This window comes from Enterococcus mundtii (assembly GCF_002947535.1).
Taxonomy (GTDB): Bacteria; Bacillota; Bacilli; order Lactobacillales; family Enterococcaceae; genus Enterococcus_B; species Enterococcus_B mundtii_B.
The window spans coordinates 37,847-52,578 of record NZ_PUAP01000028.1 but is presented as its reverse complement, the minus strand read 5'-3'; the positions used below and the strand labels follow the sequence as shown (position 1 = coordinate 52,578).

11 protein-coding genes and 1 riboswitch are annotated in these 14,732 nt (G+C 38.1%); of the genes, 4 read left to right on the top strand and 7 right to left on the bottom strand.

Annotated elements, in window-relative coordinates:
- Positions 1–35 precede the first annotated feature (35 nt).
- Positions 36–1,223: an elongation factor Tu gene (tuf, locus tag CUS89_RS09955; RefSeq protein WP_104872005.1), complete on the bottom strand. Its 1,188-nt coding sequence runs from the start codon at positions 1,221–1,223 to the stop codon at positions 36–38.
- Positions 1,224–1,630: 407 nt separating this feature from the next.
- Positions 1,631–3,514 (bottom strand): glycosyltransferase family 2 protein, encoded by a 1,884-nt coding sequence (locus tag CUS89_RS09950; RefSeq protein ID WP_104872004.1) that lies wholly within the window; start codon positions 3,512–3,514, stop codon positions 1,631–1,633.
- A gap of 240 nt (positions 3,515–3,754) precedes the next feature.
- Between CUS89_RS09950 and CUS89_RS09945 the strand changes: the two genes are divergently transcribed.
- Positions 3,755–4,111 carry a YxeA family protein gene (locus CUS89_RS09945; RefSeq protein ID WP_181055350.1) on the top strand — a complete coding sequence of 119 codons (357 nt, stop codon included), beginning with the start codon at positions 3,755–3,757 and terminating at the stop codon, positions 4,109–4,111.
- A 155-nt stretch (positions 4,112–4,266) separates the two neighbouring features.
- On the opposite strand, the gene CUS89_RS09940 is transcribed toward CUS89_RS09945, so the two are convergent.
- The gene (locus tag CUS89_RS09940) at positions 4,267–5,271 is read right to left on the bottom strand and encodes a nucleoid-associated protein (RefSeq protein WP_019723512.1); all 1,005 of its coding nucleotides are present in this window, start codon (positions 5,269–5,271) and stop codon (positions 4,267–4,269) included.
- 159 nt (positions 5,272–5,430) lie between these two features.
- Between CUS89_RS09940 and CUS89_RS09935 the strand changes: the two genes are divergently transcribed.
- The 3 genes from CUS89_RS09935 (at position 5,431) to CUS89_RS09925 (ending at position 7,638) form a co-directional block, all read left to right on the top strand.
- Positions 5,431–6,282: an aldo/keto reductase gene (locus CUS89_RS09935; RefSeq protein WP_104872002.1), complete on the top strand. Its 852-nt coding sequence runs from the start codon at positions 5,431–5,433 to the stop codon at positions 6,280–6,282.
- A gap of 22 nt (positions 6,283–6,304) precedes the next feature.
- Positions 6,305–6,550: a hypothetical protein gene (locus tag CUS89_RS09930; protein WP_010735801.1), complete on the top strand. Its 246-nt coding sequence runs from the start codon at positions 6,305–6,307 to the stop codon at positions 6,548–6,550.
- Between the two features lie 347 nt (positions 6,551–6,897).
- Positions 6,898–7,638, top strand: a complete 741-nt coding sequence (locus CUS89_RS09925; RefSeq protein ID WP_104872001.1) for a hypothetical protein — start codon at positions 6,898–6,900, stop codon at positions 7,636–7,638.
- Positions 7,639–7,740: 102 nt separating this feature from the next.
- On the opposite strand, the gene CUS89_RS09920 is transcribed toward CUS89_RS09925, so the two are convergent.
- The 4 genes from CUS89_RS09920 to CUS89_RS09905 form a co-directional block, all read right to left on the bottom strand.
- Positions 7,741–9,342, bottom strand: a complete 1,602-nt coding sequence (locus CUS89_RS09920; protein ID WP_104872000.1) for a phosphatase PAP2/LCP family protein — start codon at positions 9,340–9,342, stop codon at positions 7,741–7,743.
- Between the two features lie 20 nt (positions 9,343–9,362).
- Complete coding sequence (locus tag CUS89_RS09915) at positions 9,363–10,508, bottom strand: FtsW/RodA/SpoVE family cell cycle protein (protein ID WP_104871999.1); 1,146 nt, start codon at positions 10,506–10,508, stop codon at positions 9,363–9,365.
- The gene (locus CUS89_RS09910; RefSeq protein ID WP_104871998.1) at positions 10,498–11,643 is read right to left on the bottom strand and encodes an FtsW/RodA/SpoVE family cell cycle protein; all 1,146 of its coding nucleotides are present in this window, start codon (positions 11,641–11,643) and stop codon (positions 10,498–10,500) included. Before CUS89_RS09910 ends, CUS89_RS09915 begins: the two co-directional genes overlap by 11 nt.
- A gap of 84 nt (positions 11,644–11,727) precedes the next feature.
- Positions 11,728–11,895: riboswitch (M-box (ykoK) riboswitch) on the bottom strand.
- A 392-nt stretch (positions 11,896–12,287) separates the two neighbouring features.
- A complete protein-coding gene (locus tag CUS89_RS09905; protein WP_104871997.1) occupies positions 12,288–14,726 on the bottom strand; it encodes a hydroxymethylglutaryl-CoA reductase, degradative in 2,439 nt (812 codons plus the stop codon).
- Positions 14,727–14,732 lie beyond the last annotated feature (6 nt).

Here is a 14,732-nt window from a genome sequence, read left to right as displayed (position 1 = left end):
TTAATTATACAAACGGCGTTTTTTTATAAAAATACTTACGCTTCGATTTCTGTTACCATTCCTGAACCGACAGTCCGACCACCTTCACGAATGGAGAAAGTCGTTCCTTGTTCGATTGCCACTGGATGGATCAACTCTACCTCGATTGTTACATTGTCTCCAGGCATGACCATTTCTGTTCCTTCTGGCAACACGATCGTACCTGTCACATCTGTTGTGCGGAAATAAAATTGTGGGCGGTAGTTATTGAAGAACGGTGTATGACGTCCGCCTTCTTCTTTCGTCAATACATAGACTTCCGCTTTGAATTTTGTATGTGGTGTGATTGAACCAGGTTTCGCAATTACTTGGCCACGTTCAATATCTTCTCTTTGGATACCACGTAACAAGATTCCTACGTTATCTCCAGCTTCACCATAATCTAACGTTTTACGGAACATCTCTACCCCTGTCACAACTGCTTTTTTCGTTTCAGGTTTGATTCCGATGATCTCGATTTCATCACCGACACGAACAGCTCCACGGTCGATTCGACCAGATGCTACAGTTCCTCGACCAGTGATCGAAAAAACATCTTCCACTGGTAAAAGCAATGGTTTATCCGTATCACGCTCTGGTGTTGGGATATATTCATCCACTGTTTCCATCAATTCATTGATCGCAGCTTCTGCTTCAGGATCACCTTGTAATGCTTTCAAGGCAGAGCCTTTTATAACAGGTGTATCATCACCTGGGAAACCATATTCACTCAATAATTCGCGAACTTCCATTTCTACAAGGTCGATCAATTCTTCATCATCGACTAAATCAACTTTATTCAAAAATACAATCAAATATTTTACACCGACTTGACGTGATAAAAGGATATGCTCGCGAGTTTGAGGCATTGGTCCGTCTGTCGCAGAAACAACTAAGATCGCACCATCCATTTGAGCGGCACCTGTGATCATGTTCTTCACATAATCCGCATGTCCTGGTGCATCGATATGTGCATAGTGACGTTTATCTGTTTCATATTCTACGTGTGCTGTGTTGATGGTGATCCCACGTTCACGTTCTTCAGGAGCTGCATCAATGCTTGCATAATCTTGAGGATTTGCTAAGCCTTTTTTCCCTAATACTGTCGTGATTGCAGCAGTCAATGTGGTCTTCCCATGGTCCACGTGTCCAATGGTCCCGATGTTTACGTGTGGTTTACTTCTATCAAAATGTTCTTTTGCCATAATTAACAAACCTCCTAAATAGTCTTATGCACTGAATGATTTCAGCTCATCGTCCATACCGTTTTTTTCAGTATAAACTCGAAAAATCAATCGAGCTTACTTTTTGTAAGTCATGAACAAAACCTATTATACGTCAAAATTGGTCAAAGTCAATTAAAGTGTTTCGATATACTATTTCAATAAAAAAGTGTGTAGGATATTAGTCTTCACGAATACTCAAAAAGCGAATATACAGTGGGAACAGAAGCAACCTCTTCGGAAATAAGACGGCAGCCACAAAAATTTGAAGAACATTTTACGTGGCTGCCGTCTTATTTATCGAGGCTAAATACTTCTGTTCCGACCTCTGTCATATCGCTATTGTTATTATTGTCAGTGTTCGTTTTCTATTAGTAATGGTCATACTCTCAACTTTGTAAAGTATCGGTTTCCATATCGAATTCTAATTGTTTTGCTGCATTCAACTGATCACTGTAGTAACTTGCAAGTTCTTCTGCAGAAGCTTGTGTCAAATTATTAAATGAGAAAGTCGCATATCTCCCATGATTTTCTTTACATATCGAATTGATTCGGAGTCCAGTTTTCTCATCCATAAATAAATAAGCTTTCCCAGGTGTAAAAGTAGGAGTAACTAATTTTTTGGAACGAAGTCTAAATCCGTTATAACTCATTTGATACATCTCAAATGATTGGGATAGATAACTTAGTTGTTTCTTTGTTACAATGCTCAATGCTTCACTGTCGCTTTCAATTTTTCGATTTTTACCAATCAAAATCGCATAGAATAACCCATAAAGGTTATAAACTGACCAGAGAAGTGTCACAATATAGCCTGTTTCATATCCTTCTCCTCGATAAAGTCGGTACAATGCAACGATAGAGGCGAAAGCGATCCAACCAAATAGTAACATGTGGGGAAAAACTGTTCGCCAATCAAAAGATTGACTGTCAACAAGTTCCTTTTTTGTCACTTTGAATTTTTTTTCCGAATGAAAGAACTCTTTGATCAATGCTCTAGTATGGATCGGCGCGACAAAACAATCATAGATATGCGAAGTAGTAAGATTCCTGATTTTAGGAACATACAACCGAAACGAAAGAGAAATCATGACAAACGGTGGTAAAAAGAACAATAATAACTGATTGTTATTACTTCGAACAATAAATATATCAAAGACCATAAAAAGAGTTGGTGCTAATAAAAAAATGATTTTTTGAAATGAAGTAAACCAGTACAAATAAGAATTGTAGTAACACAACTTTTGCATACGAGATAACCCTTTAAATTTACGTGGTTTAAAATGGTCAAATATTTGTTTTGTTCCTTGCGCCCAACGTGTCCGTTGAGAGGACAACTCTCGAGCTGTATAAGGCGTGATTCCCAAAGCATAAGCTTTATTGATGAAAATCGTTTCATAACCAGCGTTTTGCAATAACATCCCTGTTGCCATATCTTCAGTGATGCTTTTTGTTGGGACACCACCTATCTCCTCTAAAGCACTGCGTCGAATGATAGCATTGGTCCCGATATGGATCAACGCATTTTCACGTGAAAGGGCTGGTTCTAAAAAACGCATAAATAATTCCTGTTCATTGTAAAATGATTTTCTCAATAATTGAAAAGGATCTTTATTATAAAAAGTTTGAGGATATTGAATTAACGCAACCTTTGGATTTCTAAAATAATCGATAGCCTCGTAAATGATATTTTTCTTAACGATGAAATCAGCATCTAAAAGCAAAATCAAGTCGCTACTTGTTTGTGAAAGTGCATAGTTGATATTTCCTGCCTTTGCGTTCTCGTTACCTTCTCTTGTCAGATAACCAATATGGTATTTTTCTGCAAGTTCTTTCAATTCCTCACGATGTCCATCATCACAGATATATATTTTCTTATTTGGATAACGTAACGCTTTGACAGCCAAAGCAGTCGCAATCACTAATTTATTATCCTCATTATACGTACAAATAAACGCTGCTACACTTGGTTGAAATGGCTCCTCATCGTAATGAACTTTCATGGACTCTTTCGATAACTTATTAGAAAACAAGTAAATAAAAAAACCATACACAAATAAGCCAATAAATTCTGCCACATATAAAATAAGACCGAAAGTTAATGATATCACACCATCATTTGGGATCGTGTAGAAAAGACGCCAGATCAAGTATACAACCAAAAATGCTAAAGTTAATTTTGAAAACAATGGTTTTATCTTATTGTTTCTTTTTGCTAGAACATAAAGCCCAAAAATTATACCAAACAAACCAACTAAATAATACAGTTCCATTTTAATACCACCTTTCATAACATTATTATATAAGTTGTGTTTTTTTAAGCAAAGCAACTAGCTCTCCTAAAATTCGATTATCGTAAGATCAACTTTAAAAATGTTCTCAAAGAAAACTTAAATATTTTATACATAAAACGCCGAATATGCCATTAATATATATAAATACGATAAATTTTAGACTTTCGATAGACGAATAATAGATTTTGTTGAATAATAGTATCCGAGGTGAAAAAAATGATAAAAAAAGTGATAGCATTATTGATCGTATTGGGGATTTTCCTAGGAGGAAGCTTTATCGCTTATGATTATTTCTATGGCGGTGAAACTTATTATACAAAAATCACCACTAACGGAGAAAAAGAAGTTGATTCAGCAGACAATGACATGGATATTTCTGTTTATGTATACGACCAAAATGCTTACAACGCACAAGGAGAAGAAAAAAAAGTCACTTTACGGGAAGCGAGAGAGCGTCCATTAAAAATGGATGCCTATTTAAAACTAAAAGTCAATTCACGTAAAGGCGTCATCAGTTGGGAAGAAGTAACAGCTTCTCAAGTACCGGACAAAGCGTTAGATCAACTAGATAATTGATTTGGACAATTCTCAGAATCAATGAACCAGTTTACAAAAAAACAATACACAAAAAGCAGTCAACATCCACAAGACTTGAAGAACGAACTTCGTGGATATTGACTGCTTTTTTACTGTTCACTTTTATTTCGTTTCGTTGATTCATCTAAAAGAAACTATAAACGATTCAATACTTCATCAACATTTTTGATCATGACAGAAATCGTGCCATCAGGATTATTGACAAATTCAATCAGATCCGGGTTACGGTAAACATCTACTGGTACGATCAATTCGATGCCATTTGATAAACGGAATTTTTGTTTTCCAAATTTTTTCTCAGAGATTTCTTGTACTTCTTTAACTGGTGGTGCTTCTGGAATAAAGCCTTGTTCTTTGACTTCTTCTTGGAATGCTAACTTGGCAGTGATATTTTCTTTGAATACTTTCTCCGCGATCATTTCATGATCCAGTCTGCCTTTTTCTTCGATCGTATCATACACAGCTTCTTTTAAGTCCGCCATGATATCGAACTCTTCTGCTTCAAACTTCTTGCCTAGCTGCTTCGCCACTTTTTTTATCACTTTGACGTTGTCTTCCAAAGAAGGTGCCGGGACGCTCTCAATCACTTTTCCCGAAAAGTACCATTCTTTTTTACCAGAGAACTCATAACGTTTTTCGATCAATTCATAAGTCAGATCCGTCAGATTGACTGCTAATGCTTCATCTGCTTTTTGAGATTTTGAGCCAAGGATCGCTCGGTTCAAAATCAAACGGTTGTCAATACCGGCTTCATCTGCTTCCACATAGTGAGTATAAGCATCACGATAATTCACTTTCAATAAAGCTAAATACATCACAGTGTCTACTTCATACAAGACAACGAAGACATCTGCACTAGGTGCTTCTTCACTTTCTGCATAGATGTCAAACCACCGTTGGACCAAACGCTCACTTTCTTCGACAAAATTTTCCTGACACTGTTTCAAGTTTTGTGAAAATAGGCTTTCTTCAGTGAGTTGCCCAGTTTTGGTCTGCGCAGAAGAGATTTTTTGGATCTTCTTTTGTAGAAAATCCCTGACAAAATCTTTCGTAAGATCTAGTTCTTGTTGTGAAAATACAGGAGATCCTGTTTCTCGATCAATAATATGCAAAATTGCTTTTTTTAAATAGATATCCATCGTTTCATTCCTTTCTGCTCTAGTTTACGGAAAATCAAACAAAAATACCAGAGACAAAATGGAACGAACGAAAAAATATTTTATAACAAACAAAATACATTTCTTTTTTTAGAAAATAAGCTACACTTAAAGTGTACTAAAATAAAAGGAGCTGAAAGTATGAATTCACTAACATCTACTTATCGTTTATCAAATGGCTATGAAATCCCTGTTGTCGGTTTCGGTACTTGGCAAACTCCTGACGGAGACGTTGCTGTTTCTTCAGTTAAAGAAGCATTAGCTGCCGGTTATCGTCATATTGATACCGCTCAAGGGTACAAAAACGAAGAAAGTGTCGGACAAGCAATCAAAGAAAGTGGTGTTCCAAGAGAAGAGATTTTCTTAACGACTAAACTTTGGAACGAAAATCATAGCTACGACCTAGCAATGTCCTCTTTCGAAGAGTCCTTAAAAAAATTACAAACAGACTATGTGGATCTTTTCTTGATCCATTGGCCTAATCCAGTTTCTTTCCGCGAAAATTGGCAAGAAGCAAATGCCGAAACATGGCGTGCGTTTGAAGAGTTATACGAAGCTGGCAAAATCAAAGCAATCGGTGTCAGCAACTTCTTACCGCATCACTTAGATGAACTTGCAAAAACAGCCAAAATCATGCCAATGGTCAATCAAGTATTTCTTGCTCCTGGCGAATTGCAACCACCTGTTGTTGAGTACGCGAAAAAGCATGATATGGTTCTTGAAGCATACAGTCCTCTGGGAACTGGTAAAATCTTCGACGTCACAGAAATGCAAGAGATCGCCGAAACACACAACAAGAGCATTGCCCAAGTAGCGCTGCGTTGGTCATTACAACACGGTTTCTTACCATTACCAAAATCTGTTACACCAAGCAGGATCAAAGAGAATACTGAATTATTTGATTTTGAGCTATCAGAAGAAGAAATGAAGACGATCGACCAATTAGATGGTGTCGTTGGCAAAGCAAAAGATCCAGATACTACACAATTTTAAAGGTAAAGGATAGTGATATTCTATGAACCCCGTGGACCGCTTAGATCGTTTATCTGAAAAAGTGACGCAGACATTTGATCCAGATTTTATCTTTTTGATCCGTCCAGAAAAAATCCAGCATTTTCCTGCTCGAAACTGGTCAAGGGATGAAAAACTTGCGGAAATAAAAAAACGTTTGGATCATTCATTGATGACGATGCAATGGCAAGGACATGAGGTCATCTATTCACCTGAACTAGTCACCTTTGCCTTGTTGCCAAAAAAATAACTAGATTAGGGAGCATTAGTCTATGGACTTTTGCTCCCCTTTTTGAGACGTCGGGACAGAAGTATTCAACCTCGAGAAATAAGGCGCTAGCCATGAAAATTGTACTTCAATTTTTTGTGACTGGTTCCTTATTTTCCGAAGAGGTTACTTCTGTTCCCGCCGTTTATGCGGTTTTAGAAGGTGGGAAAGGACTCACATCCCACCACTCTTTTAAACTGGGATTTTTTCCATTAGATCCCAGTTTTTTTCCTTTTCTATCTGAGTAATAAAAGTTTTTTCTTGATAAACCTTTTCATTTGCTCGTTTTTTTCTTATAATCGAAAGGGTATGAATGAAGGAGAGTATTTATGAAGAAAAAACAAAAACAAAAATTATTAAAACAATTCCGTCCTTCTTTAGATGGAATTCGCACACAATTATTCCGTTCATTGGAAGAAGAAAGTTTACGCCGTTATGGGCTACCATTGCAAGTCATGCTTGATCCTAAAAACCGTCAAGTCTTGATTATTGGTTTAGCAGGACAAGCGAATGAAGATACACGCATCAATGTACCGATCGACGATAACTTTACTGCTGTCTTGAAACGTATTCGTTCTGGTGAAGCAACGATTTTTGAACGTTTCCGTGACAATCTATTGATCGAGATCGTTTCTTACTGGAATGATCAACGTATGAAAAAAGATCAACCAACAGCTCAACCTGTGGCAACACCAGTCACTAACGAAGCGACTGTAAAAGAAACACCAACAAAAGAAGTAGAAAAAGTTGAAACAGCTTCTCAACCAGTCAGTGAAGAAGCAACACCTGACAAAAATACAAGTGAAGAAAAAGTAGCGACAGATTCTTTGACTTTCGATGACTTTGCAAAACAAGTAGCAGAATATCCGAAGTTCACTGCTGAAAAAACAACAGATGCTGTAGTGATCAATGAAACAGTCAAAGACGACACACGAAAATTAGCGGAGATCTCTATGTCCGCCGTCAATGAATTTACGATCGAAAAAGCTTTAGAACGTAAATACAAAGTGAAATTGACATTAGTGCCATTGATCGAACAATTTGCCGCTACACCGATCAACGAAAGATAAACGCAAGCAAATAGACTGCGTGATGACTTTTACCTAAAAAAGCAGCTGAAATGACGATCATCGTCCATTCCAGCTGCTTTTTTTATATGATAAAGATTGTTCTTACTGTTGAGCTGCGGTCTGCCCTGTTGTTTCTAATTGTTCTTGCACTAACTGCATCACTCTCATCCGTTCCTCTTCTGGTATCTTCTCATAGTAGATCCCTGCTTCTCCCAAGATGCCATCACCAATATATTGTTCACCTTTCAACTGATGGTTCGTGATATTGGACAATGCCGTATGGTATTCATTCATCATTCCGAGCATTTCGTCTAAGGACATGTCCGTTGTCCCATTTTCACCGACTACCTCTAAAAGTTGACGATAATTGAACAAACTTTTCACAGATAAGAACTCATTGACTAAAATATTGACGACTTCCCTTTGCCTTTTCTGTCGCCCATAGTCAGCTTCAGGATCTTCTGCTCGCATACGCGCATACTGTAATCCTTCCCAACCATTTAATTCTAGCGTTCCTTCTGGATAATGGATGTCTTCTGCTGTAAATTCAAACGCATTGTTTACAGTGATGCCCCCCACAGCATCGATCAACGCTTCTAATCCATCCATATTCAATGATACATAGTGATGAATCGGTATATCCAGGTATTGTTCAACCGTATCCACCATCATGTCGATACCACCATAAGAATGGGCATGATTGATTTTATCGACCAGTCCATCCATATTGGCAATTTCGACGAATGAATCTCGAGGGATACTCGTGATCGTCGTTGTTTTCTTTTGATTATTCAATGTAACCAACATGATCGTATTTGCACGATAGTCTGTTTTTCTAATTGAATTATTGGCGATACCTAAAACTAAAATACTGACTGGTGTATCTTTTTCCCGCTGAACGGTTTCTCTTTGCAGCGGTTGTTGCATCGACGTCACTGTCTGTCTTGCATCGTAGTAAAAGCGAACACCATAAGCGACTGCAGAACCCACTAATAAGAAAAGAAATGCCATAATAGACAATAAAACCTTTTGTTTTCTAGTGAATATTCGTTTTTGTTGGTGCTTTTTTCTTACTGTTTTTTCAGTTATAAAAGAGAAAAATAGACTATAGCATAAGAACACGACTGAAAAACTCAGTAAAAAACCTGCTAAGATATCACTAGGATAATGTACTCTCAAATAAATTCTAGAACCAGCAATCAATAATGGATAAAGAGCTCCCACCCAAACTAGTTTATTTACCTTTTTCTCACGATAAATAATATACATGGTGATCAAAAAAACTAAGAATAATGTCATGGACAAAATCGAATGACCACTTGGAAAGGAGTAAGAAGCTCTAGGAAGCAATTGCTCCACGTCAGGTCGTGTCCGCTGGATAGCTTGTTTCATCACGTAGCCGATCAAACTAACTGTCAAAACCATTAAGACTTGCCAAATGGCTAATTTATGGTACTGTTTCCGCCAACTAAAAATTGCAAGCAATCCTGTGAAAAATAAAGTAGGAATAATCGTTGCTAGCTTTGCAAAATAACTGAAAAATGTTGTTAATACTGGGAGTTCGATCAAACGCTCCTGTCGATAAATGGCTAAATCGAGTTGGTTGAATAAGGTATTTTCTGTCATAACTAGTGTGGTTAAAGTCGTCAACAAGACGAATGATACGAGTGCTACCACCAATGTTCCTTTTGGTATCTGTTTCATAATAACTTCCCTTCTACTTCTCATTCATACTTTTTAAATCCTAAAATAATGCCTAAACCACAGCCAATAACTAAGAGAGAGGTTCCTCCTTGACTTAAAAATGGTAAAGGGATCCCTGTTAATGGGAGTAGACCGATCGTAGCTCCAATATTTTCAAACACTTGGAATAACAAACCAAATACGAAGACAATCGCAAAATATACATTCCCTTTATTATTTGTTTCGATTGCACTATAAATGATTTGGTAAAAAAGATAAAAATATAAAAAGAGCACAGAAACACTTCCTAAAAAGCCAAATGTTTCAGCAATCACCGTAAATACCATATCCGATTCGCGAACAGGAACGTAAATTGGATTGATTGCTTCAGACCTGCCACTAAACCCACCTGCCCCGATGGAAAGCAAACTTTGTGATTGTTGATACCCAATCGATTGGCTATAAGCAAATGGATCAACCCATGCCCGTACTCGATCTAACTGATAAGTCTTAAAATTCAGACGATATAAAATCTGATGTCCGTATTCAGTAAAAACTAATGCAATCAAAATGGCCCCGAGAATTACTAGAATCGCAGTCATTGTCGTCATGATCTTCCAATGGACCCCAGCAATCATGAATAATGCCCCCAAGCATATGACAAAAACCAAACTTGTTCCAAAATCTTTTTGCATGTACATCAATAAAAAGGTCGGCACGCTAGCGAGTAGAATCTTACCGACATAAAGTAAATCCGATTTGACAGTCCGTTGCTTGACATTTTGTTCATAGATCAATGTCAGATAAACGATGACTAAAATAAAGGTCAATTTTACTAGTTCAGATGGTTGGAAAGAAAAACCACCGATCCTAAGCCAACGTTTTGTTCCTGTGATTTGAAACATCACAGGATCGTAAAAACGATGTAGTAATGCCATCACTACTAGAGAAAACCCATAAAAATAAGGGGAGTATTTCAAAAAAACAACTGTTTTCACACGTTGGATGACGAACAACAGCCCTAAGGACATCAGACAAAAGACGATTTGTTTGAAAACGACACCTCTGACTGGGATTTGGTCATATACCGCTGCCCCATATTGCACAGCGACACTTAATAGATAAAATAGAAAAATCGGTAAAAACAATGCGTAGTTGAATTCGTTAAATTTAAATTTAAATTTCATTTTGCTTACCTCGCGAGGACAGTTTCAGGCAAATACCTAAAAGCATGGATAAAATCAAATAGCTTGATCCTCCATAACTAATAAAAGGAAGCGGAATACCTGTCATTGGGATCATGCCGCTGATACTCGCAATATTGATGCTTGTCTGCAGTAATAATAGCATCCCAGTTCCCAAATAAATCAACCCGATTTGTTGGTTTGTCTCATTCGCACTCAAGACAAACAAACGCAAAATAATCGAAAATAACATTGCTAGAATCAGTAAGCCCACAATCAGCCCTAACTCTTCTAAAATAATCGAAAAAATAAAATCAGTCTCAGCTACTGGTAAATACCCCTTTTTGGTAATACTGTTTCCCAGACCTAATCCAAAAAGCCCACCGTTGTACATTGCATAATAAGATTGACTCATCTGAAATCCTTTTCCATAAGGATCTAAAAAAGGATTAAAGGCAATACTCAAGCGATCATAAGTATGGGCAAAAATACTTGGTAATAGATCATTTTGCCCTAGTAAATAAATAATGCCTCCAAGGAGCAAAAGGAAACTGAACAGTCCTGCAAAAAATAATAAAATATAGCGAACTGGTAATTGAACCGTCGTGATCATGATTGCAGCTAAGATGATCAACAAGATCGCACCAGCTACTTTTGGTTGGAATAAAATCAGTAGGGAACATAAAGCGATGATAAAAAAAGGTTTTTTTAGTTCATTCAATGATTGCTTGGGTTTTCTAAAATAATAAGCTAAATAAAAAATCATACCGACATTGACAATTTCCGCAGGTTGGAATTGAAAACCTGCAATGGAGATCCATCGTTGCGCCCCACTGATATTGACACCAATCCCAGGTACCTTTGTCAAGATCAGCCCCACGATACCGATTCCCATCATTATTTTTACGATTCGATGATTGAGGATAAATGCAGGTTTCACTCGGTAAATGAAAAAAATCATTGCCCAACTAAGCACTACAAATATCATTTGTCGAACTAAAAGTTGATTCGTACTTTGATCGAATGACATCAAACGAAACGTACTCGCACTATAAATCATCAATAATCCTATTACACTGATCAACAAATATGGTACGAGCAAATACAAATCTATTTTTCTTAAGTCTTTTACACCCATCCTATATTTCTCCTTTGTGTTACAGCGGAGATACGTCACTTACCCATCTTGAATAAAAAAAGCCAAACGAAAAAAACGATTGGCTTTTCAGTCTCATCGTGTGAGTTTTGACACTAAACAACGTAAAGATTTCTCTTAGCTATCTTATGAAGAGCCTTAATCCGACAATTCCTGTTTTACACATTGGCGTCTTTCGACGTTTCTGCGCAATAGCCTATGTTTGTTTAGGAGTCTCGCCTAACAAGTTATTCTATTTGAGGAAAAGTATACCTGTTAGATTATTTATTCACAAGAGAACCTCAAATAAGCGTAAAAAACTTTAGCTTTTTTTAATGTTATATAAATTATTTTTAAAATTCAATAAGATATGTTTTATAATTCCAGGTTCGAATAATACAAAAAACGCAACAGAAAACCTTGTACCGACAAGGTCTGTTACGTTTTGTTTAATATTAAGAAACTCTACAGAAGTTGAAAATAGCAAAAAAGACGTGATGCTCTTTTATGGAAAAACATAAATTTAGATTAGAGTTCTTTTATGCTAAACATTCGTTGATTTTTTATCCGTCTGACGAGAACCGTTATAATAATGATAATTATTTGTCATTTTCCCTCAGTTACTAAAAGCATTTGGAAAACTAACCTTACTTTTTGCCAGCTTGGATAGCTCCTAATGCAGCTAGTGCGCTTTGTTGGTTGATCGTTCCTGATTCTCTTAGTTTTGCAGCAACTCTCTCGATTTCGTCTCCTTTGGCACCAACTGTGATCGCTAATGCTCTCGCTTGTAATGACATATGCCCTTTTTGGATGCCGTCACTAACAAGAGCTCGCAGTGCCGCAAGGTTTTGTGCTAAACCGACAGCTGCAATCACTTGTGCCAATTCTTGTGCAGAATCGATTGCTAACATATCTAAAGAAGCTTTCGCTTTCGGTAAGACTCGGGAAGCGCCCCCTACTGCCGCAACTGCTAAAGGAACCGTCAATTTTCCTACCAAATGATCTTCCTTGATTTGCCAGTCAGTCAACCCTTGGTAACTACCATTTCGAGCAGCATACGCATGGATTGCCGCAGCGGCTGCTCGTGTATCATTTCCTGTTGCTAAGATGACTGCTTCGATACCATTCATGATTCCTTTGTTGTGGGTCGTTGCCCGATAAGGATCTAACTTTGCATATTCACTCGCTTGACGAATCTTTTCAGCAATCAGCTGACCCGTTTCTTTGTCCTTTGCCAATCGCTCAAAAGGAATCATACAAGTCGCGATCGCTAAAGATTCCGTCGCTAGGTTACTCAAGATACTGAACAAGATTTCTTCTTCAGGGAACCATTCTTTGATACGAACCGCAACTCCCTCCAAAATCGAGTTGATGATATTCGCACCCATCGCATCTTTGACATCCACTAAAAAATCAAGTGAAAGATAGGCGTGCTCACTTCCCATAAATTCTCGAGTAGAAATTTCTCGGACACCTCCACCACGCTTCACGATCGAAGGATAGCTTTCGTTTGCACAAGTGACCAATTCTGGTTTCCTTGCTTCAATGACTTCTTTGATTTTTCGATAATCACAACGACCGGTCAAAACGATTTGCCCACGCATCAATCGTTGCGGTATCTGAACGCTGATATTGCCACATATCTTTGCGCCATTGCTCGCTGCAGCAATTACAGAAGGTTCTTCCGTTGCCATTGGGACCCATTTTTTTTGGTCGTTCACTTGGAAATTCAACGCGACACCTAATGGGATCTCTACTTGACTGATTTGATTTTCAATCAAGTGGTTGGCGATATCCTCAGTTAATACAGATTCTTTAAAACGTGCTGCTTCTGCTGCAGAAACCACTTTTTCTTGAACTAATCGCTGTCTACGTTGTTCTGGCGTTAGTTCATAAAACTTTTTTTTTTCGTCTTCACCAGTTTCTTGCAAATTTGCTTCCAAAAGAACAGCTAAGCCAAGACCACCACCAATACATAATGAAGCAACTCCGTATCGTTGTTGCGTTCTTCTTAGTGCGTAACCTAATGTTGTCAAGATACGAGCGCCACTCGCTCCGATTGGATGACCTAAGGCAATCGCACCACCATAAATATTGACTTTCTCTGATGGAAGATTCAACTCACGATTCACAACGATCGATGACGCAGCAAACGCTTCGTTGATTTCAAATAGATCGATGTCGTCCAAGGAAAGCTCTGTTTTCTCCATCAAAGTATTGATTGCTTTGATTGGAGCTACCCCCATGATACTAGGATCGATACCGACTTCAGAAACTCCTTTGATCGTGGCTAAATACGGTAAACCATGAGCAATCGCATACTCTTTCGACGCTAAGATCAGTACAGAACCGCCATCGTTCAAAGGAGAAGCATTCCCAGCAGTAACTGTGCCGTCCTCTGCAAAAACCGTCCGTAACGTGCTTAATTTTTCTAACGTACTATTTCCTCGCACTGCTTCATCCATTGCAAAAGCTTCTTCATTATGGGAAATCGGAATGATTTCTTCCTTGAAGACCCCTAACTCGCTGGCTTTCGCCGCTTTTAGTTGTGAATCCAGTGCATATTGATCTTGCTCTGCTCTTGTCACAGAAAATTGTTTTGCTACATTTTCTGCTGTAAGCCCCATATGTGTGTTGGAAAATGCATCGGTCAGCCCATCATTCAGCATACTTGAGATTTCTTCGACCTTCTCGTTTTCTGGATCACTTACTTGGAGCATTGGTGCCTTAGTCATACTTTCCACACCACCGGCTACTATCAGATCCGCTTCGCCTAGTTGGATCTGTTGACGCGCAAGGATCACAGATTTCATCCCAGATCCACACACTTCATTGATCGTCATTGCAGGAACACTTACAGGAATTCCACTATTGATCGCAATTTGTCGTGCAACATTTTGCCCATTCCCTGCTTGAAGCACATTCCCAAAAATGACTTGATTGATTGCTTCTTTATCGATCCCTGTTCGTTCAAGGATCTCTGTTGTGATGAATGTTCCTAACTCAACAGCAGAATAACTGCTTAAGCTACCACGATACTTTCCAATCGGTGTTCGTGCAGCATCTATAATAACGACTTCCTTCAAGTTAAG

Coding starts and splice junctions, on each gene's coding strand:
- tuf (WP_104872005.1), bottom strand. CDS start 1,223: ATGGCAAAAGAACATTTTGATAGAAGTAAACCACACGTAAACATCGGG.
- CUS89_RS09950 (WP_104872004.1), bottom strand. CDS start 3,514: ATGGAACTGTATTATTTAGTTGGTTTGTTTGGTATAATTTTTGGGCTT.
- CUS89_RS09940 (WP_019723512.1), bottom strand. CDS start 5,271: ATGGATATCTATTTAAAAAAAGCAATTTTGCATATTATTGATCGAGAA.
- CUS89_RS09935 (WP_104872002.1), top strand. CDS start 5,431: ATGAATTCACTAACATCTACTTATCGTTTATCAAATGGCTATGAAATC.
- CUS89_RS09930 (WP_010735801.1), top strand. CDS start 6,305: ATGAACCCCGTGGACCGCTTAGATCGTTTATCTGAAAAAGTGACGCAG.
- CUS89_RS09925 (WP_104872001.1), top strand. CDS start 6,898: ATGAAGAAAAAACAAAAACAAAAATTATTAAAACAATTCCGTCCTTCT.
- CUS89_RS09920 (WP_104872000.1), bottom strand. CDS start 9,342: ATGAAACAGATACCAAAAGGAACATTGGTGGTAGCACTCGTATCATTC.
- CUS89_RS09915 (WP_104871999.1), bottom strand. CDS start 10,508: ATGAAATTTAAATTTAAATTTAACGAATTCAACTACGCATTGTTTTTA.
- CUS89_RS09910 (WP_104871998.1), bottom strand. CDS start 11,643: ATGGGTGTAAAAGACTTAAGAAAAATAGATTTGTATTTGCTCGTACCA.